Source organism: Saccharothrix sabaoui, assembly GCF_051756985.1.
In the GTDB taxonomy this organism is placed as follows: Bacteria; Actinomycetota; Actinomycetes; order Mycobacteriales; family Pseudonocardiaceae; genus Actinosynnema.
In genome coordinates, this window is the sequence record NZ_JBPKJK010000049.1 from 16,248 (window position 1) to 39,737 (window position 23,490).

A 23,490-nucleotide genomic window follows, 5' to 3' on the forward strand; every position below is an offset into this window, starting at 1 on the left:
TCAGGGGTCAGGGGTCAGGGGCGCAGCCCGTGCAGCCGCCGGATCGCCTCGTCCAGCACCTCGTCGCGCTTGCAGAACGCGAAGCGCACGAGGTGCTGCCACGCCTCGGGGTGGTCGGTGAACACCTGCACCGGCACGCCCGCGACGCCGATCCGCCCCGGCAGCTCCCGGCACAGCTGGAGGCCGTCGGTGAAGCCGAGCGGCCGGACGTCCGCGGTGATGAAGTAGGTGCCCTCGCTGGGCCGCACCGCGAACCCGGCCTCGGCGAGCCCCGCCGACAGCCGCGACCGCTTGTCCTCCAGCGACGCGCGCAGGTCGGCCACCCAGCCCAGCTCGTGGCGCAGGGCGTGCGCCACGGCGGGCTGGAACGGCGCGCCGCCCACGAACGTGAGGAACTGCTTCGCCGCCCGCACCGCGCCCACCAGCGCGGCGGGCGCGCACACCCAGCCGATCTTCCAGCCCGTGCAGTTGAACGACTTGCCCGCGCCGGAGATCGTCACGGTCCGCTCCCGCATCCCGGGGAACGCCGCCAGCGGCACGTGCTCGCGGTCGTCGAACACCAGGTGCTCGTAGACCTCGTCGGTGATCGCGACCAGGTCGTGCTCGACGCACAGCCGCGCGACGGCGGCCAGCTCGTCGCGGGTGAACACGGTGCCGGTCGGGTTGTGCGGCGAGTTGACCAGGACCGCCCGGGTCCTCGGCGTGACCGCGGCGCGCAGGGCCGCGACGTCCAGCCCCAGGCGGCCGGTGCCGGGCTCCTCGACCAGGCCCACGGACCGCCGGGTCGCGCCGGCCAGCGCCACGGACGCCGCGTACGAGTCGTAGTACGGCTCGACCAGCAGGACCTCGTCGCCGGGCTCGACCAGCCCGAGCAGCGCGGCGGCGATGCCCTCGGTGGCGCCGACCGTGACCAGGACCTCGGTGTCGGGGTCGTAGTGGGTGCCGTAGCGGGCGCGGTGCTCGACGACCGCCTGCCGCAGCTCCGGCGTGCCCGGCCCCGGCGGGTACTGGTTGAGGCCCGCGTCGATCGACTCCTTGGCCACCCGCAGCATCGACGCGGGGCCGTCGGTGTCCGGGAACCCCTGCCCGAGGTTCACCGCGCCCGTCCGGTTCGCCAACGCGGTCATCTCCGCGAAGATCGTCGAGGTGAACGGCCTCATCCTGGTCACGAGCGCTGGTTCCCGCACGACTCCGAATCTTCACGGACAATGGCGGTGTGGAGCAACTGACCGCCGCTGACCAGCTCAAGCGCCAGGGCCTGCGCCGGATGAAGCTCGTGGCGACGGGCTTCTTCCTCGCGGCCACCGTGATCTTCGTCGTCGCCCTGCTCTTCGAGGAGGGCGGACCGGCCTGGGTCGGGTACGTCCGCGCCGCCGCCGAGGCGGGCATGGTGGGCGCGCTCGCCGACTGGTTCGCGGTGACCGCCCTGTTCCGCAGGCCGCTGGGCCTGCCCATCCCGCACACCGCGATCATCCCGACCCGCAAGGACACCTTCGGCGACGCGCTCGGGTCGTTCGTCGGGCAGAACTTCCTGGCCGAGGCGGTGGTGAAGGACAAGCTGCGCCGGGTCGGCGTCGGCCGCCGGCTCGGCGAGTGGCTGGTCAAGCCGGAGAACGCCGAGCGCGTCACGTCCGAGCTGGCCAACGTCGTCAAGGGCGCGGTGACCGTGCTGCGGGACGAGGACGTGCAGGCGGTCGTCGAGCAGGCGGTCGTGCGGCGGCTCGTGGACCGGCCGTGGGGCCCGCCGCTGGGCACGCTGCTCGGGCAGGTGCTGGGCGACGGCGCGCACCACAAGCTCGTGGACCTCATGTGCGACCGGGCGTACGACTGGGTGCGCGACAACTACGACAAGGTCATGGGCGTGGTGTCGGACCGCGCGCCGTCGTGGTCGCCGAGGTTCGTCGACTCGATGCTGGGCGACAAGGTCTACACCGAGCTGCTGAACTTCGCCTGGGCGGTGAAGACCGACGTCAACCACCCGATGCGACAGGCCGTCGACCAGTTCCTGGTCGAGTTCGCCTCCGACCTCCGGACGGACCCGGCCACGATGCAGCGCGCCGAGCAGGTCAAGCAGCAGGTCGTCGGCCACCCCGACGTGCAGCGGCTCATCGGGTCGGCGTGGGGCACGGCGAAGAAGATGCTGCTCGACGCCGCCGAGGACCCGTCGTCCGAGCTGCGCCGCCGGGTGCGCGAGGGCCTGGTGTCCTTCGGCGCGCGGCTGGTCGCGGACGAGTCGATGCGCGCCAAGGTCGACGGCTGGCTGGAGGGCGCGGCGGGGTACGTGGTGACCCACTACCGCGACGAGATCACCACGTTGATCACCGACACCGTCGAGCGCTGGGACGCCGAGGAGACGTCGCGCAAGATCGAGCTCCAGGTGGGGCGCGACCTCCAGTTCATCCGCATCAACGGCACGGTGGTGGGCGCGCTCGCCGGCCTGGCGATCTACACCGTCGGCCGGCTGGTGACGTGAGGACGGGCCTCAGGTCACGCTGAGCGCGCGCCGCTCCCGCCAGTTGCGCGCCTTCTCCCGGTTGCCGCACGTCTGCATCGAGCACCACGTGCGCGAGCGGTTCCGGGAGCGGTCGAAGAACGCCCAGCGGCAGTCGTCCGCCTGGCAGATCTTGAACCGCTCCCACGACCCGAGGACCGCGAGCCGCGCCGCCGCGCCGAGCACCGCGCCCAGGGCGTCGGCACCGGACATGGTGGGCACCCCGCGGCTGAGGTCGACCCGGACGAGCCCTGCGGCGGGGGTGGGGTCCGGGCCCTCGTGCCGCTCCCCGAGGGAGGCCCGCAGCGAGGCGCGGGCGGCCTGGACCTCGGTCAGGTCGCCGGGTGCGCCCAGGCCGCGTTCGGTGACCCACGCCCGCCAGGCGGCGGCGCTGTCCAGGACGTCGGTGCCGAGTTCGAGGTCCCGGGTGTTGAGGAAGGCGAGCAGCAGCTCCACATCGTGTTCCGCATCGCCGGCTCGACCCTGCGCAAGAGCTGCGTGGTCCCAGCCGGCCGCCAGACCAGTCACCCCTCCACTGTAGGCGTCGATTTGCCCCGATGTGGCGAAGTAACCGCCGACCACAGTTCACCGGTTACCCCGGTTGCCCGTTCGGAGCAGTGACCCCATTCCTCCGATCGGGCTATGAACCCGGTGTATACACCGTGTGTATAGTCGGTCCCATGTCGATCGGACACACCCTGCTGGGCCTGCTGGAGAAGGGCCCTCGCCACGGGTACGACCTGAAGAGGGCCTACGACGAGCGCTTCGGCCAGGACCGGCCGCTGCACTACGGGCAGGTCTACACCACGCTGTCCCGCCTGCTCCGCAACGGCCTCGTCGAGGAGGCCGGCGTCGAGGCGGGCGACGGGCCGGAGCGCAAGCGGTACGCCATCACGGACGCGGGCGTCACCGACGTGGAGCAGTGGCTGGGCACGCCGGAGAAGCCCGAGCCCTACCTCCAGAACACGCTCTACGCGAAGGTCGTGCTCGCCCTGCTGTCCGGCCGCAGCGCCGACGACGTCCTCGACGTCCAGCGCGCCTCGCACCTGGCCACGATGCGCGAGCTGACGAAGCGGAAGGCCGACGGCGACCTCGCCGACCAGCTGATCTGCGACCACGCCCTGTTCCACCTCGAAGCCGACCTGCGCTGGCTGGAGCTCACCGCCGCGCGCCTCGGCCTGCTGAAGACGGCGGTGACCCGGTGAACCCGATCCTGGAAGCGGTCGACCTGCGCAAGTCGTTCGGCCCCACCCCCGCGCTGGACGGCGCCGGGCTGCGGGTGAACGCGGGCGAGGTCGTGGCCGTCATGGGGCCCTCGGGCTCCGGCAAGTCGACGCTGCTGCACTGCCTGGCGGGCATCCTGACCCCCGACTCGGGCGTCGTCCGGTACCGCGACGCGGAGCTGAGCGCGATGGGCGACGGCGCGCGCAGCGAGCTGCGGCGCACCGACTTCGGGTTCGTGTTCCAGTTCGGGCAGCTGGTGCCGGAGCTGAGCTGCCTGGAGAACGTGGCCCTGCCGCTGCGCCTGGGTTCGGTCAAGCGCAAGGAGGCCGAGTCGCGGGCCCGCGAGTGGCTGGAGCGGCTGGAGGTCGCCGACGTCGCGGACAAGCGGCCCGGCGAGACCTCCGGCGGCCAGGGGCAGCGCGTCGCCGTGGCGCGCGCCCTGGTGACGGGGCCCCGCGTGGTGTTCGCCGACGAGCCGACCGGCGCGCTCGACTCGCTCAACGGCGAGCGGGTGATGCAGCTGCTGGTCAGCGCGGCGAAGGAGACCGACGCCGCGGTGGTGCTGGTGACGCACGAGGCGCGGGTGGCCGCCTACTCCGACCGCGAGGTCGTGGTGCGCGACGGCCGTTCGCGCGAGATGGAGCCGGCCAGGTGAAGCGGTGGCTGTCCGACCTGGCGCTCGGCGTCCGGTTGGCCACGGGCGGCGGGCGCACGTCGTGGGTCCGCCTCGCGCTGACCGGCGCCGGCATCGGCATCGGCGTGGCCGTGCTGCTGGTCGCGTCGTCGATGACGACGATCCTGGCGGAGCGCGGTGCGCGGTCGGCCGCCGGCGAGGCCGTGCAGGCCGGGTCCGTCGACGGGCGGGACGTGCTCTACCGGGCGTTCTACAACACCGAGTACCGGGGCGAGACGCTCTCGGGGTGGTACCTGCTGCCCGAGGGGGCCGCCGCGCCGGTGCCGCCGGGCGTGCCGGGGGTGCCCGGCGACGGCGAGGTGTTCCTGTCGCCCGCGCTGGCCGAGCTGCTGGCGTCGCCCGAGGGCGAGCTGCTGCGCGACCGGTTCCCGCAGCGGGTGGTCGGCACCATCGGCCGGGAGGGCCTGAACGCGCCGCACGACAAGGTGTTCTACGCGGGCGACGCGACCGTGCAGCGGGACCCGGAGTCGGCGGTCGTCGCGTTCGGCGGCGAGCTGCGGGAGCGCGAGCTGGACCCGGTGCTCCTGCTGCTGGTCATGGTCGGCGTGGTGGCGCTGCTGTTCCCGGTGCTGGTGTTCGTCGGGATCAGCACCCGGCTCGCGGGCGCCGAGCGCGACCGGAGGCTGGCGGCCCTGCGGCTGGTCGGGGCGGGCGCGCAGCGCGTGCGGCGGATCGCGGCGGGCGAGGCGCTGCTGGGCGCGTTCGTCGGCCTGGCGGTGGGCGTGGCGCTGTTCCTGTTCGGCCGGCTGTTCGTGGAGGACCTCCGGCTCCTCGGCATCAGCGTGTTCGGGAGCGACCTGACCCCGTCGTTGCCGCTCGCGGTGCTGATCGGCGTGCTGGTGCCGGTGCTCGCGGTGGTGACCTCCGTGGTGGCGATGCGCCGCACGGTCGTCGAGCCGCTGGGCGTGGTGCGCCGCACGAAGCCGGTCCGCCGCGTGCTGTGGTGGCGGACGCTGCCGATCTTCATCGGCTCGGCGGCGCTGCTCACGCAGACCGGCGCGCTGGGCGGCGAGGAGGCCGACGTGTCGGAGGCCGCCGTGATCGGCGGCATCATGATGCTGCTGCTCGGCATCCCCGTGCTGCTGCCGTGGGTGGTCGAGCGGGTCGTGGGCCGGCTGCGCGGCGGGGCGCCGTCCTGGCAGCTGGCGATCCGCCGGCTCCAACTGGAGAGCGGCACGGCGGCACGCGTCGTGGGCGGCGTGGCGGTGGTCCTGGCCGGCGGCATCGCGCTCCAGTCGGTGATGGCGAGCGCGGAGAGCAGGCTCGTCGACCGGCCCGTGTCGGAGGTGGACGAGGGCCGGATGCTGGTCCGCGTGCGCGACGCGCCACCCGAGATGACGCAGCAGGTCGTGGGCCTGCTGGAGCGCTCGGTGGGCGTGGAGCGGGTGCACTCCCTGCGGTCCGTGCAGTTCACCCGGGGCGGGACCGACCAGCAGGGGGCGACCGTCGGCACGTGCGAGGCGCTGCGCACCCGCGCGGTCCTGCCGTCGTGCCGGGACGGCGACGCGTTCTTCGTCGCGGACGACCCCGGCACGACGTACGAACCTGACTACCAGCCGCTCGAACCGGGTCAGCGGGCCACGATCACCCAGGGGTACGGCGAGGACGAGAAGCGCGTCCGCGACTGGGTCGTGCCGCCGTTCACCGTGGTGGAGGGGATCGAGAACACGGTCGACCGCTGGTTCGGCCTGATGCTCACCCCGGCGGCGCTGGGCGACGTGCCGCCGACCGCGGACCACTCCACGATCGTCGTGCTCGTCGACCCGGCGCAACCGGACATCGCGGAGCACGTGCGCAACGCCCTGGCCCCGATGACGTGGCGCACCTACACCTCGTACTTCGGCGAGACCGGCGTCCCGCGCCAGGTCGAGCAGTTCCGCAGCATCCGGCAGGGCCTGCTGGCGGGGTCGTTGATCACCCTCCTCCTGGCGGGCGCGAGCCTCCTGGTCATGGCGCTGGAACAGGTCCGCGAACGCCGCCGGCCCCTGGCGGTGCTGGCCGCCAGCGGCGTCCCGCGGGGCGCGCTGGGTCGCTCGCTGCTGTGGCAGAACGCCGTGCCGCTCCTGCTGGCCCTGGTGGTGGCGGTCGCGGTGGGCGGTGGCCTGGCGGTCCTCCTGCTGCGGATCATCTCCGAGCCGATCGTCCTCGACTGGCCGGGCATAGCCCTGCTCTCCGGCGCGGCCGCCTTCCTGGTGGTGGCGGTGACGATCGCCTCCCTGCCGTCCCTGTACCGCGCCACCGGCGCCCTGGGCCTGCGCTCGGAGTAGCCACCCCGATCCGGCGCCGCCCCGACCAGCCCCCCGACTCCCGGCGGCGGCGCCGCCCACCCCCAACCGCCCACTCCCCAGCCACCGCCTACCCCTCAGCCGCCCCCCGCATCCACGCCGCGCCGTCCACGCCACCCCGTCCGCGCCACCCCGTCCGCGCCACCCCGTCCGCGCCGCCCCGTCCGCGCCACCCCATCCACGCCGCGCCGTCCCCGCCACTCCCTCCACGCCCCGTCCACGCCGCCCTGTTCCACCGCCCTGTTCCGCCGGACCGTGATCAGGTCGGCGGAAGCAGGCCACGCGAACGGCCTTCCGAGCGTCTGAAGAGGTGTGACGATTTCTCCCCACCAACACCCCCACGACGTCCCGCACACCGAGGCGGGCGACCGGAGCGCACGGGGCGCGCTCCGATGAGGTGGGCCGCCGACCTGGTCCTGGGCGTCCGACTGGCCGTCGGGGGCAGCCGGACGTCGTGGGCCAGGTTGGCGCTCACCGCGGCGGGCGTCGGCCTGGGCGTCGCGGTCCTCCTGCTCGCGGCCTCCGTCGGCCCGGCCCGGGAGGCCAAGTCGCAGCGCGTGCAGGACGCGGCCCTGACCGCCGGGGGCGACCGGCCCACCCTCAAGTCGCGGCAGGTCACCGTCACCTGGCAGGGCCGCACCATCCGCGGCGTGGAGCTGGCCGCCACCACCCCGGACGCGCCGGCGCCGCCCGGCGTGGGCCGCATCCCCGGGCCGGGCGAGCTGGTCGTCTCCCCCGAACTGCTCGACCTCATGCTCTCCGACGACGCGGTCCGCGCGCGCTTCCCGGAGAGCGTCATCGGCGTCATCGCCGACGCGGGCCTGCCCCGCCCCAAGTCGCTGCTGTTCTACGCGGGCCTCCCGCCGTCCAGCGAGGCCGACGCCGTGCTCGCGACCGGGTTCGGCGGCGACCTCCCGGAGGCGACCCTGCTGCCGGTCTACCGCCTGCTGGTGGTCGCCGCGATCAGCGCGCTCCTCGTGCCGCTGGGGATCTTCGTCCTGGTCGCCACCCGCCTCGGCGCGACGGGCCGCGCCCGGCGCCTCGCCGCGATCCGCCTGGTCGGCGCGTCCCGCACCCAGGTCCGCTGGATCGCCGGCGGCGAGACGTTGACCGGGGCCGTCCTCGGCCTGCTGGTCGGCGTCGCGCTGTTCTTCGCCGTGCGCCCGCTCGCCCGGTTCATCGAGGTCGAGGGCGTCGGCTTCTTCCCCACGGACCTGCTGCCCGACCCGCTGCTGGGCGTGCTGATCGCGCTCGGCGTACCGGTGGTGGCGGTGCTGTCCGCGCTGCTGGCCCTGCGCACCGAGGAGGTCGGGCCGCTCGGCCCGCACCGCACCGCCGAGATCCCGGTGCGCCGCGCGTGGTGGCGGTTCGCGCTGATCGGCGTCGGCGCGGCGGTCGTCGTCGTGCTGTCCGCGACCGGGACGTTCCGGGGGTTCATGTCGGACACGCCCCTCGCGCTCGGCCTGGGCCTCGGCATCGCCCTGGTCCTGGCGGGCACGGGCGCGGTGCTGCCGTGGCTGGTCGCCAGGGTCGCGCACGGCGTCGAACCGGAGAACGTGCCCCGACTCCTGGCCCTGCGCACGCTGCGGTTCGACGACGGCACGCCGCGCGTCCTGTCTGGGGTGGTGGTGGTCCTGGCCGGTTCGCTCACCCTCCAGGTGCTGCTCGGCGTCGCCGCCCAGTTCACCGCGGCCCCGCCGAGCCGGACCCCGGACCGCTGGGTGCTCCAGCTGTCCCCGCACACCCCGGTGCGCTCCCTGGAGGAGGCGATCGCGCTGACCGGCGGTGTGCGGCGGGTCAGCGAGGTCCGCACGCACCTCGCCGACCGGGTCACGTTCATCACCAGCACGGACTGCGCGGAGATCGCCGAGCGCCTGGACGTCACCGACTGCGCCCCCGGCTCGGCCTACCTGCGGGGACCGGGTCCCGCGCCGGGCACGAAGCTCACCGTCAACGGCCGCGAGTGGACCGTCCCGCGCTACCGGACCACCGACGTGGGGCCGCGCGGCCTGCTGGTCGCGGACGGCGCGGACCCCGTGCTGGCGTCCGCCACCCCGTCCGAGCTGGTGGTGCGCGGCGACCCGGACGCGTCGTTCGCCGACCGCCTGCTGTCCGCGACGGGCCGCGTCGACCGGGGCGTCACGCTGCGCCGCGCCGAGTTCCAGGCCGGGCAGGTGGAGCTGTTCCGGTCGCTGCGCAGCGGCGTGATCGGCGGGTCGGTGCTGCTCACGCTGCTGGCCGTGATCGGGTTGGCGGCGGCGGCGGTCGACCAGGTGGTGGAACGCCGCCGGCCCACCGCCGTGCTCGCCGCGAACGGCGTGCCGCGGCGGGTGCTCGTCCTGTCGGCGCTGTGGCAGTCGGCCATCCCGACCGCCCTCGGCACCACCCTGGCCATCCCGATCGGCCTGGGCACGGCGTGGCTGGTGGTGCCCGCCGACCTGTTCCGCGTCGACTGGGGCGAGATCGCCACCACGGTCGCCGCGGCCGCGGTCATCGTGCTCGTGGTGTCGGCGTGCACGCTGCCCGCGCTGCGCTCGGCGATCCACCCGAGCGGCTTGCGAACCGAGTAACGACGCACCGAAACGATCTTCGGTTCCCGATACCACTCCATCGTGCGGCTCGGGTATCCGCAGGTCAGACCGCACGCTCCTGTGGTGCGTGCATGATCGACAGAACGCCGAACTGCTGACCCTCGCCCACCGGGGCGACCGGTCCGCGTGGCAGGAGCTCGTCCGCCGCTACGTCCGGCTCGTCTGGGCGGTGCCCCGGTCGCACCGCCTGGCGCCCGACGACGCGGCGGACGTCTGCCAGACCACGTGGCTCGCGCTCGCCGAGAACCTCCAGCGCATCCACCACCCGGACCGGCTGGGCGCGTGGCTCGTCACCACCGCCCGGCACGAGTCGCTGGCCGTGCTGCGGCTGCGCGGTCGCGAGGCCCCGGGCGAGGTCTGGGACGTGCCGGACGACGGGGTGACACCCGAGCACTCCGCGCTGACGAACGAGACCCGCACCAGGCTCTGGCTCGCCTACGCCACCCTGACCGACCGCTGCCGCGAGGTGCTGAGGCTGGCTGCCTTCGCGCCGGAGCTGTCGTTCTCCCAGGTGGCGGAGGCGGTCGGTGTCCCGCTCAACAGCCTGGGCCCCACCCGCGCCCGCTGCCTCGCGGTGCTGCGCCGCCGCCTCGGCGTGGAGGTGGCCCGGTGAGCACGGACCGCGAGCTGCTCGACGCCCTGGCCCACCTGGTCGACCGGCTCGACCCGATCCCCGAGGTCCTGGCCCACCACGCCAGGTCCGCCCTGGCCGAGCGCACCGACGCCCTGCCGATGCGCCTGCTCACCGACTCGGCGCGCACCACCCCGCCGGGCGTGCGCGGGCGCGGCGCCACCAGGACGCTCCGCTTCGCCGGCCTGGACCTGCACCTGGACCACGGGGAGACCGGCCTGCACGCCACGGGCCTGACCAGCCCCACCACCCGCGCCGGCGTGGTCCTGGTGTGCAGGCCGGGCAGCGAGACCAGGGTCCAGGTCGACCCCTCCGGCTGGTTCCACGCGGACCACGTCCCGTCCGGCCCGATCAGGTTCGTGCTGACCGGCCCGAGCCACGACCTGACGACCCCGTGGTTCACCGCGTGACCGCCCACAGGAGCCCCACCCCTCGCACCCCCGACCGGCACGAGCCCGACACCCACGAGCCCGACACCCACGAGGCGGCTTACCGCGAGCGCGCCGTCCGCACCCTCACCCTCGCCCGCTCCCTCCTCACCACCGGCCTGGTCCGCGACGCGACCGCCGTCCTCCGCCCGGCCGTGGCCTCGCGCCTGCCCGAAGCCCTGCTGCTCGCCGCCCGGTGCGCCCTGCGCGCGGGCGACCGCACGACCGCCCTCGCCCTGGCCACCGACGCCGAAGCCCTGTTCCGCGAGCACGACCCGACCTGGGTACCGGCGGCCCAAGCCGTAGCCCTGCTGGCGGGCAACCCCGACTCCCCCACCGCCGCCCTTTCCTCCACCACCGCCACCACCTCTGCCGCCGCCCCCGCCCCATCCGCCGCCACCACCTCCGCCGCTACCGCCACCCCATCCGCCACCGCCGCCACCATCGCCGCCACCTCCACCCCATCCGCCACCGCCGTTACCACCACCATCGCCGCTACCGCCATCACCGTCGCCGACGCGTGCGACCGGTACGGCCACCACGACGACGCCGCCGATCTGCGCCTCACCCACGCCCCCGAGCAGGCGGCGGCCCGCAGGCACCGGGGCACCGACCGGGCGAGGGCCATCGGCTGGCTCGCCCGCGCCCGCCTCGCGACCACCCGGCGCGACGCCGTCGCCGCCTGCCGCGCGGGACTCGCGCTGCACGAACCCGACACCCGTGGAGACCTGGTGGACATCGCCCTCGACCACGCCCTGACCAGTCGCGACGCCCGCTCCGCGTGGCGGTGGAGCGAGCGCCGCCGCACCCCCGAGCCCGTGCCCACCCCGGAGGCCGCGGACGCCGGCGCCGAACTCCGCCGCGCCCGCGCCCGGGCCGACCACGCCCGCGTCGCCCTGCTGGAACGCGAGATCCGCCGCCTCTCCCGGGCCGGGTCGGCGCAGCGCGCCGTGCCGCTGACCGACGTGGTCGACGCGCTGGGCGACCACGCCCTGCTGGTCTTCCTCAGCCACCGGGGCAGGCTGGTCGCGGTGTCCGTCGCGGCCGGGCGCGTGCGGCTGCACGACTTCGGCGAGGCGGCGGCCACCGCCCGGCACGTCCGCGCGCTGTCGCTGGCGGACGCGCCGCAGGCCGTGGCCGGGCTGGACCGGCTGCTGCGCCCGGCGGGCGACCGACCGCTGGTGGTCGTGCCGAGCCCGGAGCTGGCGCGGGTGCCGTGGGCCGCGCTGCCGTCCGCGCGGGGGCGTGCCGTGTCGACCGCGCCGTCGGCGACCTGCTGGTTCCGCGCGGACCAGCGGCCACTGGCCGTGGCCGACCGGCTGTGGGTGGCCGGTCCCGACCTGCGGCACGCCCGGTACGAGGTCGACGTGCTGCGGCGGCGGCACGGCGGCCGATTCCGCTCCACTGTGGACGAAACGCTGCACTGCATGCTCGACGCGGACGTCCTGCACGTCGCGGCGCACGGCGTGCACCGGGACGAGCCGTTCTCGCACCTGCACCTCGACGACGGCCCGCTGCACGGGCACGACTTCGCCGCCCTGCCGCGCGTGCCGGCGGTGGTCGTGCTGTCGTCGTGCGCGTCCGACCTGGGGCGCGTGCTGCTGCGGCGCGGGGCGCGGGTCGTGGTGGAGAGCGTCCGGGTCGTGCCCGACGACCGCCGCGTGGTGGACCTGATGATCGACCTGCACGCGGGCCTGGACCGGCCGGCGCAGGCGCTCGCCGATGCGCAGGCGAAGCACGGTGACCTCGGCTTCGTCTGCGTCGGGGCCGGGTGAACGCGTGCACCGGGACCTGGCTCGGGCACCAACGCGAGCGACGTTCGGATCACCCGGCCCGCCCAGTACTCGCTCACCCGAACGGTTGAATCACTTCGGGGGTAACGGAGCCCTCGGCGACGATCACCGCGGTCCTGCGCTCCACCCCAGCCCACCGCAGTTCATGCAGCAGGGAGCGATGTGGACCGTCGCGTTCGGACGATCGCCGGTCCGTCCACAGCGGACGCGAGGGTTCTTCACCCGATGCGGTGGGTACGACGGACGGTGTTCACGGACGGGTACGACAACCCGGACAGCCGCACCACACCGCCCTTCCGAGTGGGTTCCGCGCGAGAACGTTCGAAAATCAGGTGACCAGTGCTAGACATAGCACAACGTCGACCTCGAACGGTCCGTCCCGTTCGCCTCACCCGGAACGGTGGTGATCAGCAGTGGCAGTCTCCGACGCGGTGCGCCGCAGCGGGTCGCTGCTGCTGCGGGCGCTCGCGGTGGGCGGACTGGCGACGGCGGCGTGGTTGACGTGCGCGGGTTCCGCCTCGGCGGACGCCGCGGATCACCCGGACGAGGTGTCGACGGCCCTCGACGCGGTGAACACCACCGTGGACGAGCAGCACGCGTCGGCCATCGAGCAGTTGGCCGCCGCGCTGCCGGACCACGACCCGCTGGCGGTGTCCGACCTGTTCCCGACGGTCCTCGACGTGCCCCGGCACCCGGTGGAGAACCCGCTGTTCGACCTGGCCCAGGGCGGTCTGACCGCGCAGGCCCTGACCGACAGCGGCCTGTCGGCGCACAGCCTGACCGGCACCGCCGCGCTGGGCCCCGCCCAACTGGGGTCGTCCCCGCTCTCCGCCGCGCCCTCCTTCGAGGTCGAGGCGGCGGACGAGCAGCCGTACGACTACGACTACGACTACGAGGCCGAGCACAGCGGCTTCTCCGGCTACACCTACTCGGGTCGGGCGAGCAACGTGATGCCCGTGGCCGCGTACGAGGCGAAGGTGGCCGCCAAGGTGGCGGCGAGGGAAGCCGCGGTGTCGGTGCCCCTCGCCCCGCCCGCGGCCGAACCGGCGGCACCCGAGCCGGCAGCCCTCGAACCGGTGGCCGTTCCCCGGACGGACCCGTGGGTGGCCTCGCCGATCGCCGCGTTCCAGCAGGTGACGGCGACGTCCCCGGTCGCGGCGAACGCCGAGGTGATCTGGGAGGCGCCGGAACCGAGCGCCCCCGCGCCCGCGCCGAAGCACGCGCCCGCCGCGCCGAGCGCGTCGTCGAACAGCACCACCGACAGCGGTGGCGGCCACCGCGGCGGCGTGATCGCGTCGTTCACCACCGAGTCGACGCCGTACCCGCTCACCGCGCTGGCGGTGGAGCGGCGGAACGACCGGCGGTCCCCGGGCAGCATCCCCGGGCTGCCCAGCACGTCACCCGACTGAGCACCACGGCACCGGTCTGCCCGTCCGGGCGACACCCCGGTGACCTCGCGTTCCCGCACCTGCTCATGAGCCGTGCGGATGTCCTCCACGCAGCGCCCGAGCGCTGACGCACACCCCAGCACCACCCCCCAAAGCTCCCCGTTCCTGCCGACCGCGCCCCGGCACGAACGGGTGAAGGTCCCGTCGCAGCGCTGCCCCCGCGGCGATCGGGACCGCACAGGAACCTGCGGCAGGGGACGCCAATCCCTGGAGCGTCCCCCGCCGCAGGTCCTACCACCGCCGTCGGGTTCCGGCTCATCGAGGGGCTGTGCCGGAACCCGACGGGACACACGATCGGGTGATCATCGCCCCGAACATGTACGTAAACGGGGTCTCGCTCATCGGTTGACATGAGGAATCCCCGAGCGACCACCCCCCAACCCACCAGCCACCACCGCCGCCCCACCGCCAGCCCACCCACCGCCAGCCCACCGCACCACCACCTGCCACACCACCGCCTGCCCCCCACCCGCAGCCCACCAGCGCCGCCCCCCGCGCCCATCCGCGCGACAGGGTCAGCCGCAGCAGGTAGGAGCGCGAAAGGTGAGGTAGGAGTCGAGCGGAAGCCAGGTCGAAGCTGGACCGACCAGCGCGAGCGGAGAGCCGACCGAGCGGAACCAGGCCGAGTCGGGCCAGCGCAGGGAGGATCGGGCCAAGGGGGCGGATCGGGGGCGGCGCAGGTCAGGGCGGATCAGCGCAGGTCAGGCCACCGGGACGGCGAGGTCCGATTCGACCGGCACGCCGACCCCCGTCACCGAGGCCGCCACCAGGCCCAGGCGTTTCGCCGCGTCCCGGAGCACGTCCGGCGGCTGGACGAACGGCAGGCGCAACCAGCGCTCCAGCCCGCCGTGGGCGCCGAAGCGGGCGCCCGGGGCCAGGCGGATGCCGTGGTTCTGGGCGACGACGGCTATCCGGGTGCTGACCGGCGCGTCCAGCTCGCACCACACGCTCAGCCCGCCGGCCGGGCGGCGGAAGCGCCAGGTCGGGCAGTGCTCGCGCAGGCCGGCCATGAGGACGTCGCGGCGCTCGGCCAGCTCCGCCCTCCGCTCGCGCAGCGCCGGGTCCGGGTCGGCGAGCAGCTCGGCCAGCACCAGCTGGTCGACCACCGCCGACCCCAGGTCGAGGGCGGTCCTCGTGGAGATCAGGCGGTGGACGACCTCGGGGGTGGCGCGGATCCACCCGATCCTCAGGCCGCCCCAGTGGGACTTGCTCGCCGAGCCCAGGGTGATGACCAGGTCCTCGGCGAACTTCGCCATCGGCGGTGGTCCGTCCAGCGGGTCGCCGTCGAGGTCCAGTTCGTAGACGGTCTCGTCGACGACGAGCGGGGTGCGGGCGCGGCGGGCGGTGTCGGCCAGTTCGGCCCTGCCCCCCGCGTCCAGCCGGTGCGCGGTGGGGTTGTGGAAGTCCACGACCAGGTACGCGAGGCGCGGCGCGGCTTGGCGGAGGGCGGCGGCGATGCCGGGGAGGTCCCAGCCGGTGTCGGTCATGGCCACCGGGACGGGGATGGCGGACACGGACTTGATGGCGTCCAGGGCGTTCGGGTAGCTCGGCTGCTCCACGAGCACCCGGTCGCCCGGGCCGGTGAGCAGGCGCAGGACCAGGGCCAACGCGTGCTGCGCGCCGCTGGTGACCACGATCTGGTCGGGTGACGTGGGCAGGCCGCGGGCTTCGTAGCGGGCGGCGATGGCGCGGCGCAGGTCGGGGTGGCCGTGCTCGTAGTAGCCGTGGTCGGCGAGGTGCTCGGGCAGGCGGCGGCGCACCGAGTCGAACGCGGCGAGCACGCCGGGCAGCGCGGGCGGGGCGGCGCGGGCGAAGTCGACCATGCTGTGCCCGACGAGCGGGGTGTCGGGGAGGATGCCGAGCGCGCCGGTGGGCAGGCTGATCCACGACCCGGCGCCGCGGCGGCTGGCGACGAGCCCTTCCTCGCGCAGCTGGTCGAGGGCCGCGGTGATCATGGTGCGGCTGACGGGGAGCGCGTCGGCCAGTTCGCGCTCGGCGGGCAGCCGGGTGCCGGCGGGCAGGCGGCCGTCGAGCACGAGCAGGCGGATCGCGGCGGCGAGGTCGGCCGAACCCTGCCGGGCACCGCGGCGACGCCACTCGCCGAGCAGCCGCGCCAGGCGGAACCCGGAAATACGTCCACCTGGCGGGATTTCAGTGCCCATGAGGCCAATTAATCAGCATTGGCCCTGGAATACAAGGCCAATGAGGACGAAGTATGGCCACATGCTCGCCGCACTCACCCAGGTCCCCGTCACCGTCTCCCCGCTCCGCCGCGTTCCCCAGCTCCTCGCGGGCCTGTGGCTCTACGGCGCGAGCATGGGGTTGCAGATCCGCGCCACCCTGGGCCTCGACCCGTGGGACGTGCTGCACGAGGGGTTGACCGAGCGCACCGGGCTGAGCTTCGGCACGGTGACCGCGCTGGTCGGCGTGCTGGTGCTGCTGTGCTGGATACCGCTGCGCCAGCGCCCCGGCGTCGGCACGGTGAGCAACGTCGTCGTGATCGGTGTCGCGGTGGACGTGACGCTCGCGATCCTGCCCGCGCCGCACGAGCTGCTGCCGCGCGTGCTGTTCCTGGTGTCGGGCATCGTGCTGAACGGCCTGGCCGCCGCCGTCTACATCGGCGCGCGGCTCGGTCCCGGCCCGCGCGACGGTCTCACGACCGGGTTCTGCGCGCGGACCGGGACGTCGCTGCGCCTGGTGCGCACGGTGGTGGAGCTGACCGTGCTGGCGGTCGGGTGGCTGCTCGGCGGCACCATCGGCATCGGCACCGTCCTGTACGCGGTGTCCATCGGCCCGCTGACCCAGGCGTTCCTGCCCCTGGTCACCTGGGTGAGCGCGCGACCAGCTTCCTGACCTCGGCGTACTCGACGCCGCGCGCCCCCAGCACCTCGGTGACGAGGTCGTGGGCGGAGAGCAGCGCGAGGACCAGGTGCTCCTGGCCGAGGAAGTCGTGGCCGAGGTCGCGCGCTTCGACGAGGCTGCGTTCGATGGTCTTCTTGGCGGCGGCGGTGAACGGCAGGTGGTTGCCGAAGAACCTGCGCCGGCGGCGGGGCGCCACGGCCAGCGCGCCCTCGCCGTGGGTGCGCTCGACCGAGGCCACGATGGCGTCGACGTCGATGCCGAGCCCGCGCAGCGCCCGGGTGTCGGCGTCGCTGAGCCCGCCCTTGCGGCGGGCGGCGGCGAACGCCTCGACCACCTCGTCGCGGGGCAGGTCGAAGGTCACGAGCACCGGCGCGTCGAGCAGCGCGAGCGCCAGGTGCTCGGGTCCGATCTCGTGGGCGTCGAGCCGTTCGGCCTCGACGACGGCGTTGCGGACGGCCCTCCGCGCCTCCCTGGTGAACTTCTCGCCGATCATCGGTCTCCCCCGTGCTTCTTGTGGACGGCCTGCCGGGTCACGCCCAGTTCGGCCGCGATCTCCTGCCACGACCAGCCGCGGGCGCGGGCGTTGCGCACCTGCACGGCCTCCAGCGTCTCCAGGAGCCGGCGCAGTGCGCTGACCGCTCGCAGCCCGACCCTGGGGTCCTGGTCGCCCGCCGCCGAGGCGAGCTCCGTTGCCTCTGTCATGCCGTCAACCTTGGTTGACAAAACCGGTGTTGTCAACCCAGGTTGACGCACTAGGCTCGACCACCGATGACACGAGCACCAGGGCCACGAGCACCAGGGCCACGAGCACCAGGGCCACGACCGCCGGGGCCACGGCCCCCGAAGCCCGAGATCACCACCGCCGAACGCGCCGGGGTCGGCCTGGACGGCCTGCCGCGCCCCACCGAGGACCGCGTCGTCGTCCTGCCGAACGCCGTCGTGCTCCTGGACGGCGCCACCTCGCCCACCCCGCGCGAACGCGACGGCGGCTGGCACTCCCGCCACCTCGCCGAGCAGCTGACCGGGGCGGACGGCCTGCACGGCGACCTCGCCGACGAACTGGCCGCCGCCATCACCCGGTTGCGCGACGAGCACGGCCTCGTGCCCGGCGCCGCGCCGTCGTCCACGGTCGCGATCGCGCGGTGGACCGAGGCGACCGTGGACGTGCTCGTGCTCGCCGACAGCCCGGTCGTCGTCTTCACCGGCGCGGCCACGGCCACCGGCACCGCCGCGCACGTCGTCGCCGACACCCGGCTGCGGGACCTGCGCGGCGCGGTCGACCGGATCACCGACTGGCGCAACCGCGAGGGCGGCTGGTGGGTCGCCGAGGCCGACCCGGCCGCCGCGCACCGGGCCGTGCGGCGCACCTGGCCCCGGCACGAGGTGCGGGCCGTCCTGCTCGCCACCGACGGCGTGTCGTGCGGGGTGGACGACTACGGCCTCTTCACCGACTGGCACGAGGTGGCGCACATCACGTCGGAAAAAGGGCCGGACGCGGTGCTGGACGCGATTCGCGTCGCTGAACGGGGTGATGCGGATCGCACGAAGTGGCGACGGTCGAAAGTGCACGACGACCAAGCGCTCGCGCTCGTCCGGTTCGCCCCGGGAGAATGAAAAAAGCCCCCGCGGAATTCTGCGGGGGCTTTTTCGCGTGAGCGTGGCCAGGGGCGGGGTCGAACCGCCGACCTACCGCTTTTCAGGCGGTCGCTCGTACCAACTGAGCTACCTGGCCAGGCAGCGGCCCGGCCGTATAGCCGAACTGCCTTGCGACCCAGACGGGACTCGAACCCGCGACCTTCGCCGTGACAGGGCGACGCGCTAACCAACTGCGCCACTGGGCCTTGCTGTACTGCGCACTGCTGATCCTACTGTACTACGTGCCCCCAACGGGATTCGAACCCGCGCTACCGCCTTGAAAGGGCGGGGTCCTAGGCCGCTAGACGATGGGGACCCAGTTCCTCCGGCAGCCCTTGGGCCACCTTTTTCCCAGGCCCTCCACGCTGTCCGGTGGAAGCATCGTAAGCATAGGGCACGATGCCCCGCAGCTCCAAAACGGGGGTCCGACAAACGCCTGACCTGCGATTCCGTCCCGCCGGAAGCGCTCCGGAAGCGCTCCGGAAGCGCGTTCAGGGCGCGTCGAGGAGCCGCTCGGCCGCCGCGCGGGACTCCGGGGCGGCCAGTCCGGGCAGGACCAGCCGCCACACCTCGCGCATCCGTTCCGGGTAGTCGGCGCAGCGGGACGCGGCGACGGAGATCAGCCGGGCGCCGAGGGCCGCGGAGCACAGCGCCCGCGCGGCGGCGGCCGGGTCGACCCCGGCGAGCAGCAGCCCCTCGGCGCGGGCGTCGCCCAGCAGCTCGCCGACGACGGCCTCCCAGCGCAGGTGCGAGGCGGCCAGGCCGGGGTGGTCCAGCTCCCGGTCGGCCGCGAGCCGCACGCCGGCGCGCAGCACGACGTCGCGGGAGAGCCGCTCGGCGGCGTCCTGGACGAGACCGACCGCGGTGGACAGCGGGTCGAGCCCGCGGGCGCGCCACTCGCCCGCCAGACGTGGCCACAGCTCCTCCTGGAGCCGGACGAGCACCGCGGCCAGCGCTTCCTTGGACGCGAAGTGGAAGTAGAAGGCGCCCTTGGTGACGCCGCCGCGGTCGAGGACGGCGCTCAGCGCCGCGCCCTCGTAGCCGAGCCGGTCGAACTCCTCGGCCGCCGCGCGCAGGATCGCGTCACGGGTGGCCACGGCGCGGTGCTGCTGGGGCATCGGGGCTCCGGTGGGTGTGATTGGTCACCCCGGAGCCTTCGCCCAGGCACGGCCCCACCGCAAGGGCGTTGCCCGGAAAAAGACCGCTCGGTATGTTCCTGAGCGACCCACCCGAGACGCGCTTCCGGGGGGTGCGCGTCTCGGATGGGTCGCCACCTGCGCGTCTACCGTTGAACGGGTGGCAGGCCCCCGTCCTCACCCGGCGACAGCCCGAGCATGTCGAGCAGCAACCGGCAGTCCTCGGCGCTGGTGGCTCCCCGCGCGACCGACAGCCGCGCCTTGTGCACCTGCTCGTCCGAGATCCGCGATGGTTCGCCGGTGCGCTGGGCGGGCACTCCGGCTCCGCCCGGCCTGGACATGGTGTCGTCCTGGTTCCACAGGAACTGACGTACTTCTAGGGACCCGCTCATGACGCCTCCCCGACTTGAGGTTGGCGCGAGGCTAAGCGAGCCCGTCGAACCGCCGCAGCCCCCCGGAGAGTGATTCGGGGGCGACGGAGCGTCACTTTCCGTGTAGGCCACTTGGTGTCAAGCGCCGCGTGATGTGCTTGTCGTGAACGAGGAGGGCAGGACCCATGACCGAACCGGTACCGGGCCAGACGCCGGAACCAGCGGTGACGGACGCAGCGGCGGCGACGCGCCCGGGCGCGGGCACGTCGTCGGCGGACCGGCCGCACGCCGAAACGCCGAACGCCGACCGGCCGGACGCGGGGTCGCCGGCCGCCGGGCGGAGCACCGAGCCGGCCGCCGAGCGGGCCGGCGGGCCGTTGCCGGGCACGACGGGTGCCGCCCAGGCCGCGCCCGTGGAGGCCGCACCCGACCGGGCGCCCGATTCCGCGTCCGATTCCGCACCGGACCACGCGGCCGGCCACGCCCCGGACCCCGCGGCGGACCCCGCCCCCGAACCGGCACCGGCGGCCGGCCAGGACGTGTTCGGCGGCCTCTCGCTGGCCGCCATCGAGGCCGACATCGACCGCTTGATGAGCGACAAGATGAGCGAGCTGGACGGGATGCTCGCGGGCCTGGAGGAACTGGTCCAGCGGCTGGAGGGCGAGATCACGCAACTGGAGCCCCCGGGAGAGGACACCTCTACCCCCTAGGGGTATCCTCGAAGGCCAGAGCACCGACGAGGAAGACGAGGGGCGCCATGTCCGTCACCAGCACCTACACCGTCACCGGCATGACCTGCGGGCACTGCGTCAGCTCGGTCACCGAGGAGCTGACCGCGGTCGACGGGGTGACCGGCGTCGACGTGGCGCTCGACTCGGGCGCGGTCACCGTGACCAGCACCCGGGAGCTGTCGCGCGACGAGGTGGGCGCCGCGGTCGAGGAGGCCGGGTACGCCCTGGCCTGACCCGTCCCACCGGTCGCCGCCGCGACGGGTCCGGGGGGAGGTCGCGGGCCGAAGATTTACCGCGAACCCACTCCCCAGCTCCCCGTGCGCGTGCAACAATCCGATTTGCTGACACACCCCCGGTCAGCACCTGTGGAGATCCCCTCCGGCCCCCGCGTTCCTCCCCCTGGCGCGGGGGCCTCTCCATGCACACAAGTGTGACCCAGGCCACAGTTCGTACGCTTCCGCAATCCAACCGTTATCGTGGCGCGGTGCCTCTTGGATCGCTAGGACGCTCGAAGTCCGGCCGGCATCGCCCGCCACACCGTGAACAGCCCGAGGAACTGCTCCCCGACGAGGAGCTGGCGTCCTACCTCGCCGCGCTGGCCCCGGAGACCGCGGACGCGGAGACCACCGCCGGCACCAGCTTCGGCAACGCGCAGGTCTACCAGCTCCGCCTCCAGCTGATGGCGAACGAGCAGCTGAAGGAGATGGCCGCCGAGCGGCAGACGTCCCCCCAGGCGCTGGCCACCGAGTGGGTCATGCAGCGACTGGAGTGGGAAGCCCGCCAGCGCGGCTACTAGGACCGGAAACCCCCGCACGACGGCGAACAGGCCCCCGACCGAACCGGTCGGGGGCCTGCGTCACGCTCGTGGGGACCAATCGGGAAGATCAGACCTTGCGCACGTTCTGGGCCTGCGGTCCCTTGGTTCCCTGCCCGATCTCGAACTCGACCCGCTGGTTCTCCTCCAGGGTGCGGAACCCCTGGCCCTGGATCTCCGAGTAGTGCACGAAGACGTCCGGTCCGCCGTTCTCCTGGGCGATGAAGCCGAAGCCCTTCTCGGAGTTGAACCACTTGACAGTGCCCAGTGCCATGTACCTGCCTCCATCGCAGGGAAGCTTGGGGCTGCACCGTGCAACCCCGGCCGTCCCGGGGGCGTTTCCCCCGCTGCCACCAGCGGGGACGGCACGCCCGCGTGTCGTTCCGCGAGCGTGAGACACGAACACAGAAACCACGGCCTGCGTTGCCGAGGGTATCGGTTGGGTGACCTTCAGCACTACCGTTCGGACCCCATTGGTCAACCCGGGATCTACTTCTCGGTCACCTCGGGCGGTTCCGGCAGCTCGATGTCGGCCTGGCCGATGTTGCGCTCCAGGGCCGCGAGCCACTCGCCGGAGCTGATCATCTTCTCCAGGGCGGCGTTGACGTCGGCCCGCCCCTCGCCGTCGCCCTTGAGCAGCCCCACGCCGTAGCGCTCGGTGGTGAACGGCTGCCCGACGAGCTTGAGCAGCTCGGGGTTCTCCGCCACGTACCCGGCGAGGATGACCTCGTCGGTGGTGACCGCGTCGACCTTGGACGCCAGCAGCGCCGTGACGCAGTCGGAGTACTGGCCGTACTCGACGAGCTGCACGCCCTGCGCGAACTGGTCCTTGACCTTCTGCGCGGACGTCGAGCCGGTGACCGAGCACAGGCGCTTGCCGTCGAGGTGGCCCGGGTCGGTGATGTCGGCCTCGGTGAACCGCACCAGCAGGCCCTGCCCGGTCTGGAAGTAGGGACCGGCGAAGGACACCTGCTCCTTGCGCTTGTCGGTGATCGAGTAGGTGGCGACGACGAAGTCGACCTCGCCCTCGGCGATCAGCCTCTCGCGGTCGGCGGAGCGGGCCTCCTTCCAGGTGATGCCCTTCTCCTCGACGCCGAGCTGGGCCGCCACGTACTTGGCGACGTCCACGTCGAAGCCGACGAACTTGCCGTCGAGCCTGCGCTGGGCCAGGCCGGGTTGGTCGAAGCGGATGCCGATGGTGAGGCTGCCGTCCTCGGCCCTGCCCTCCAACGTGTCGTCGCTCGCACCGCCGCACGCGGCGCTGGAGAACAGGGCCGCCACCACGGCGGTCGCGGGCAGCAGTCGTCGCGACAACATGGGTTGCGTACCTCTCGGGTGCTCGGGAAACGCGGTGCGGATCGGCGCACCGGACTTTTCCCATGCTAAGCAAACCGGTCGGTAACTCCGGTGCGACGAACGTCGCACCGGACCTTTCCGCTGCGCCGTTCGGAGCAGTGCGGCCTGTGAGGCGCGCGACCCCGTCACCGGGGCAGCAGGCCGCGCCTCGGCACCGCGCGGACCCCGAGCCGCCGCACGGCCCTGTTCACGTGCCCCTCGGGCACGCGCCACCGGAGCGGCGCGGGCACCAGCAGCGCCGCGGCCCGCACCGACCGCAGCAGTCCCGTGGCGACCGGTGCCGGGTACGGGCGGTGGCCGTGCAGGGCGACGGCCCACGGCGGCAGCACGGAGTACGCGAGGCGCCCCAGCAGCGGCTCGTAGGCGCCCAGGCCCAGGCGCAGCGCGCCGGGCAGCGGCGGTCGGAGCAGGAACCGGCGGACGACCTCCGAGTCGGCGGTGCGCCGCAGCTCCGGCAGCACGCCCGCGAAGTACGCGGCCATCCCCGCCGCGCTGCCCGGCACCTCGTCGGCGCGCAGGCCCACCAGGGCGGCCGTGCGGCGCTGCTCGTCGTAGTAGCGGTCGACCTGGGCGTCGGTGAGCCGGTAGCCGGCGCGGCGCAGCACGGTGGCGAACGAGTGCACCTCGGCGCAGTGCACCCACAGCAGCAGCTCCGGGTCGTCGACGCGGAACGCGCGGCCGGCGGCGTCCCGGGCGCGCAGGGAGCGGTGCACCCCGCGCACCCGTGCCGCGGCCCGGCGCGCCTCGTCGGTCGAGCCGTAGCTGACCGCGCCGACGAAGCCGGCGGTGCGCAGCAGGCGACCCAGCGGGTCCCGCCGGAAACCCGAGTTCTGCACCACCCCGGCGACGGCCCTCGGGTGCAGCGCCTGGAGGTGGAGGCCGGCGATGCCCGCCACCCACATCGCCGGGTCGGCGTGCAACTGCCACGTCACGGAGTCCGGGCCCATCAGTCCGACGTCCACCCGACCGATCGTGGCACGGCGCGGGCGGCGGCAGGATG

Annotated in this window: 24 protein-coding genes and 3 tRNA genes; 14 read left to right on the forward strand and 13 right to left on the reverse strand. The window is 74.0% G+C overall.

All coding sequences use genetic code 11. The annotated features are described in order from the left end of the window. Positions 1-14 precede the first annotated feature (14 nt). Positions 15-1,187 carry a pyridoxal phosphate-dependent aminotransferase gene (locus tag ACR807_RS17435; RefSeq protein ID WP_438922379.1) on the reverse strand — a complete coding sequence of 391 codons (1,173 nt, stop codon included), beginning with the start codon at positions 1,185-1,187 and terminating at the stop codon, positions 15-17. Positions 1,188-1,216: 29 nt separating this feature from the next. On the opposite strand from ACR807_RS17435, the gene ACR807_RS17440 reads away from it, so the two are divergent. Beyond that, positions 1,217-2,473, forward strand: coding sequence for a DUF445 domain-containing protein (locus ACR807_RS17440; protein ID WP_438922380.1), 1,257 nt, complete (start codon positions 1,217-1,219; stop codon positions 2,471-2,473). A gap of 9 nt (positions 2,474-2,482) precedes the next feature. On the opposite strand, the gene ACR807_RS17445 is transcribed toward ACR807_RS17440, so the two are convergent. After that, the gene (locus tag ACR807_RS17445) at positions 2,483-3,019 is read right to left on the reverse strand and encodes a CGNR zinc finger domain-containing protein (protein ID WP_438922381.1); all 537 of its coding nucleotides are present in this window, start codon (positions 3,017-3,019) and stop codon (positions 2,483-2,485) included. A 152-nt stretch (positions 3,020-3,171) separates the two neighbouring features. Here ACR807_RS17445 and ACR807_RS17450 point away from each other — a divergent pair, with 152 nt between their 5' ends. The 8 genes from ACR807_RS17450 (at position 3,172) to ACR807_RS17485 (ending at position 13,546) form a co-directional block, all read left to right on the forward strand. Further along, a complete protein-coding gene (locus ACR807_RS17450) occupies positions 3,172-3,696 on the forward strand; it encodes a PadR family transcriptional regulator (RefSeq protein ID WP_438922382.1) in 525 nt (174 codons plus the stop codon). After that, positions 3,693-4,370 carry an ABC transporter ATP-binding protein gene (locus ACR807_RS17455; RefSeq protein ID WP_438922383.1) on the forward strand — a complete coding sequence of 226 codons (678 nt, stop codon included), beginning with the start codon at positions 3,693-3,695 and terminating at the stop codon, positions 4,368-4,370. Before ACR807_RS17450 ends, ACR807_RS17455 begins: the two co-directional genes overlap by 4 nt. After that, positions 4,367-6,676 carry an FtsX-like permease family protein gene (locus ACR807_RS17460; protein WP_438922384.1) on the forward strand — a complete coding sequence of 770 codons (2,310 nt, stop codon included), beginning with the start codon at positions 4,367-4,369 and terminating at the stop codon, positions 6,674-6,676. The genes ACR807_RS17455 and ACR807_RS17460 overlap by 4 nt, the downstream gene beginning before the upstream one ends. A gap of 410 nt (positions 6,677-7,086) precedes the next feature. Continuing rightward, positions 7,087-9,264 (forward strand): ABC transporter permease, encoded by a 2,178-nt coding sequence (locus ACR807_RS17465; protein ID WP_438922385.1) that lies wholly within the window; start codon positions 7,087-7,089, stop codon positions 9,262-9,264. Between the two features lie 88 nt (positions 9,265-9,352). Beyond that, positions 9,353-9,898, forward strand: coding sequence for an RNA polymerase sigma factor (locus tag ACR807_RS17470; RefSeq protein ID WP_438922386.1), 546 nt, complete (start codon positions 9,353-9,355; stop codon positions 9,896-9,898). Beyond that, positions 9,895-10,326, forward strand: a complete 432-nt coding sequence (locus ACR807_RS17475) for a hypothetical protein (protein WP_438922387.1) — start codon at positions 9,895-9,897, stop codon at positions 10,324-10,326. Before ACR807_RS17470 ends, ACR807_RS17475 begins: the two co-directional genes overlap by 4 nt. Beyond that, positions 10,323-12,119 (forward strand): CHAT domain-containing protein, encoded by a 1,797-nt coding sequence (locus ACR807_RS17480; RefSeq protein ID WP_438922388.1) that lies wholly within the window; start codon positions 10,323-10,325, stop codon positions 12,117-12,119. Before ACR807_RS17475 ends, ACR807_RS17480 begins: the two co-directional genes overlap by 4 nt. 431 nt (positions 12,120-12,550) lie before the next feature. After that, positions 12,551-13,546 carry a hypothetical protein gene (locus tag ACR807_RS17485; protein WP_438922389.1) on the forward strand — a complete coding sequence of 332 codons (996 nt, stop codon included), beginning with the start codon at positions 12,551-12,553 and terminating at the stop codon, positions 13,544-13,546. A 740-nt stretch (positions 13,547-14,286) separates the two neighbouring features. Here the strand turns inward: ACR807_RS17485 and yczR are convergent. Continuing rightward, complete coding sequence (gene yczR, locus ACR807_RS17490) at positions 14,287-15,747, reverse strand: MocR-like transcription factor YczR (protein WP_438922390.1); 1,461 nt, start codon at positions 15,745-15,747, stop codon at positions 14,287-14,289. Positions 15,748-15,808: 61 nt separating this feature from the next. On the opposite strand from yczR, the gene yczE reads away from it, so the two are divergent. Continuing rightward, positions 15,809-16,438, forward strand: a complete 630-nt coding sequence (yczE, locus tag ACR807_RS17495) for a membrane protein YczE (protein WP_438922391.1) — start codon at positions 15,809-15,811, stop codon at positions 16,436-16,438. Here the strand turns inward: yczE and ACR807_RS17500 are convergent. Together ACR807_RS17500 and ACR807_RS17505 are read right to left on the reverse strand one after the other, a co-directional pair. Next, positions 16,407-16,940 (reverse strand): Clp protease N-terminal domain-containing protein, encoded by a 534-nt coding sequence (locus ACR807_RS17500; protein WP_438922392.1) that lies wholly within the window; start codon positions 16,938-16,940, stop codon positions 16,407-16,409. The two genes, yczE and ACR807_RS17500, sit on opposite strands and share 32 nt — an antisense overlap. Next, complete coding sequence (locus tag ACR807_RS17505; protein WP_077010893.1) at positions 16,937-17,149, reverse strand: helix-turn-helix domain-containing protein; 213 nt, start codon at positions 17,147-17,149, stop codon at positions 16,937-16,939. The genes ACR807_RS17500 and ACR807_RS17505 overlap by 4 nt, the downstream gene beginning before the upstream one ends. A gap of 66 nt (positions 17,150-17,215) precedes the next feature. On the opposite strand from ACR807_RS17505, the gene ACR807_RS17510 reads away from it, so the two are divergent. Beyond that, positions 17,216-18,061: a protein phosphatase 2C domain-containing protein gene (locus ACR807_RS17510; protein WP_438922393.1), complete on the forward strand. Its 846-nt coding sequence runs from the start codon at positions 17,216-17,218 to the stop codon at positions 18,059-18,061. A gap of 44 nt (positions 18,062-18,105) precedes the next feature. On the opposite strand, the gene ACR807_RS17515 is transcribed toward ACR807_RS17510, so the two are convergent. The 5 genes from ACR807_RS17515 to ACR807_RS17535 all read right to left on the reverse strand — a co-directional run bounded on the left by ACR807_RS17515 (position 18,106) and on the right by ACR807_RS17535 (position 19,610). Continuing rightward, positions 18,106-18,179, reverse strand: a tRNA-Phe gene (locus ACR807_RS17515). Between the two features lie 35 nt (positions 18,180-18,214). Next, positions 18,215-18,288: transfer RNA gene (locus tag ACR807_RS17520), tRNA-Asp, on the reverse strand. A 37-nt stretch (positions 18,289-18,325) separates the two neighbouring features. After that, positions 18,326-18,398, reverse strand: a tRNA-Glu gene (locus tag ACR807_RS17525). A 175-nt stretch (positions 18,399-18,573) separates the two neighbouring features. Then, positions 18,574-19,200, reverse strand: a complete 627-nt coding sequence (locus tag ACR807_RS17530) for a ScbR family autoregulator-binding transcription factor (RefSeq protein ID WP_438922394.1) — start codon at positions 19,198-19,200, stop codon at positions 18,574-18,576. A gap of 164 nt (positions 19,201-19,364) precedes the next feature. Next, positions 19,365-19,610 carry a hypothetical protein gene (locus ACR807_RS17535; RefSeq protein WP_438922395.1) on the reverse strand — a complete coding sequence of 82 codons (246 nt, stop codon included), beginning with the start codon at positions 19,608-19,610 and terminating at the stop codon, positions 19,365-19,367. A gap of 164 nt (positions 19,611-19,774) precedes the next feature. Between ACR807_RS17535 and ACR807_RS17540 the strand changes: the two genes are divergently transcribed. The 3 genes from ACR807_RS17540 (at position 19,775) to ACR807_RS17550 (ending at position 21,116) form a co-directional block, all read left to right on the forward strand. After that, on the forward strand, positions 19,775-20,299 hold the full coding sequence (locus ACR807_RS17540) for a hypothetical protein (RefSeq protein ID WP_438922396.1): 525 nt from the start codon (positions 19,775-19,777) through the stop codon (positions 20,297-20,299). 47 nt (positions 20,300-20,346) lie between these two features. Beyond that, the gene (locus tag ACR807_RS17545; protein ID WP_438922397.1) at positions 20,347-20,553 is read left to right on the forward strand and encodes a heavy-metal-associated domain-containing protein; all 207 of its coding nucleotides are present in this window, start codon (positions 20,347-20,349) and stop codon (positions 20,551-20,553) included. A 251-nt stretch (positions 20,554-20,804) separates the two neighbouring features. Further along, complete coding sequence (locus tag ACR807_RS17550) at positions 20,805-21,116, forward strand: hypothetical protein (protein ID WP_438922398.1); 312 nt, start codon at positions 20,805-20,807, stop codon at positions 21,114-21,116. A gap of 88 nt (positions 21,117-21,204) precedes the next feature. Here ACR807_RS17550 and ACR807_RS17555 read toward each other — a convergent pair whose 3' ends face one another. The 3 genes from ACR807_RS17555 to ACR807_RS17565 form a co-directional block, all read right to left on the reverse strand. Continuing rightward, positions 21,205-21,408, reverse strand: coding sequence for a cold-shock protein (locus ACR807_RS17555; protein ID WP_015105489.1), 204 nt, complete (start codon positions 21,406-21,408; stop codon positions 21,205-21,207). A 215-nt stretch (positions 21,409-21,623) separates the two neighbouring features. Then, positions 21,624-22,451, reverse strand: coding sequence for a glutamate ABC transporter substrate-binding protein (locus ACR807_RS17560; RefSeq protein ID WP_438922399.1), 828 nt, complete (start codon positions 22,449-22,451; stop codon positions 21,624-21,626). Positions 22,452-22,615: 164 nt separating this feature from the next. Continuing rightward, positions 22,616-23,452, reverse strand: coding sequence for an oxygenase MpaB family protein (locus tag ACR807_RS17565; RefSeq protein WP_438922400.1), 837 nt, complete (start codon positions 23,450-23,452; stop codon positions 22,616-22,618). Positions 23,453-23,490: the final 38 nt, after the last annotated feature.

Excerpts from the sequence above, each read along its gene's own strand:
- ACR807_RS17500 (WP_438922392.1), bottom strand. The coding sequence starts at position 16,940 with ATGATCGGCGAGAAGTTCACCAGGGAGGCGCGGAGGGCCGTCCGCAAC.
- yczR (WP_438922390.1), bottom strand. The coding sequence starts at position 15,747 with ATGGGCACTGAAATCCCGCCAGGTGGACGTATTTCCGGGTTCCGCCTG.
- ACR807_RS17540 (WP_438922396.1), top strand. The coding sequence starts at position 19,775 with ATGACCGAACCGGTACCGGGCCAGACGCCGGAACCAGCGGTGACGGAC.
- ACR807_RS17530 (WP_438922394.1), bottom strand. The coding sequence starts at position 19,200 with ATGCCCCAGCAGCACCGCGCCGTGGCCACCCGTGACGCGATCCTGCGC.
- ACR807_RS17465 (WP_438922385.1), top strand. The coding sequence starts at position 7,087 with ATGAGGTGGGCCGCCGACCTGGTCCTGGGCGTCCGACTGGCCGTCGGG.
- yczE (WP_438922391.1), top strand. The coding sequence starts at position 15,809 with ATGCTCGCCGCACTCACCCAGGTCCCCGTCACCGTCTCCCCGCTCCGC.
- ACR807_RS17560 (WP_438922399.1), bottom strand. The coding sequence starts at position 22,451 with ATGTTGTCGCGACGACTGCTGCCCGCGACCGCCGTGGTGGCGGCCCTG.
- ACR807_RS17545 (WP_438922397.1), top strand. The coding sequence starts at position 20,347 with ATGTCCGTCACCAGCACCTACACCGTCACCGGCATGACCTGCGGGCAC.
- ACR807_RS17505 (WP_077010893.1), bottom strand. The coding sequence starts at position 17,149 with ATGACAGAGGCAACGGAGCTCGCCTCGGCGGCGGGCGACCAGGACCCC.
- ACR807_RS17555 (WP_015105489.1), bottom strand. The coding sequence starts at position 21,408 with ATGGCACTGGGCACTGTCAAGTGGTTCAACTCCGAGAAGGGCTTCGGC.
- ACR807_RS17510 (WP_438922393.1), top strand. The coding sequence starts at position 17,216 with ATGACACGAGCACCAGGGCCACGAGCACCAGGGCCACGAGCACCAGGG.
- ACR807_RS17535 (WP_438922395.1), bottom strand. The coding sequence starts at position 19,610 with ATGAGCGGGTCCCTAGAAGTACGTCAGTTCCTGTGGAACCAGGACGAC.
- ACR807_RS17450 (WP_438922382.1), top strand. The coding sequence starts at position 3,172 with ATGTCGATCGGACACACCCTGCTGGGCCTGCTGGAGAAGGGCCCTCGC.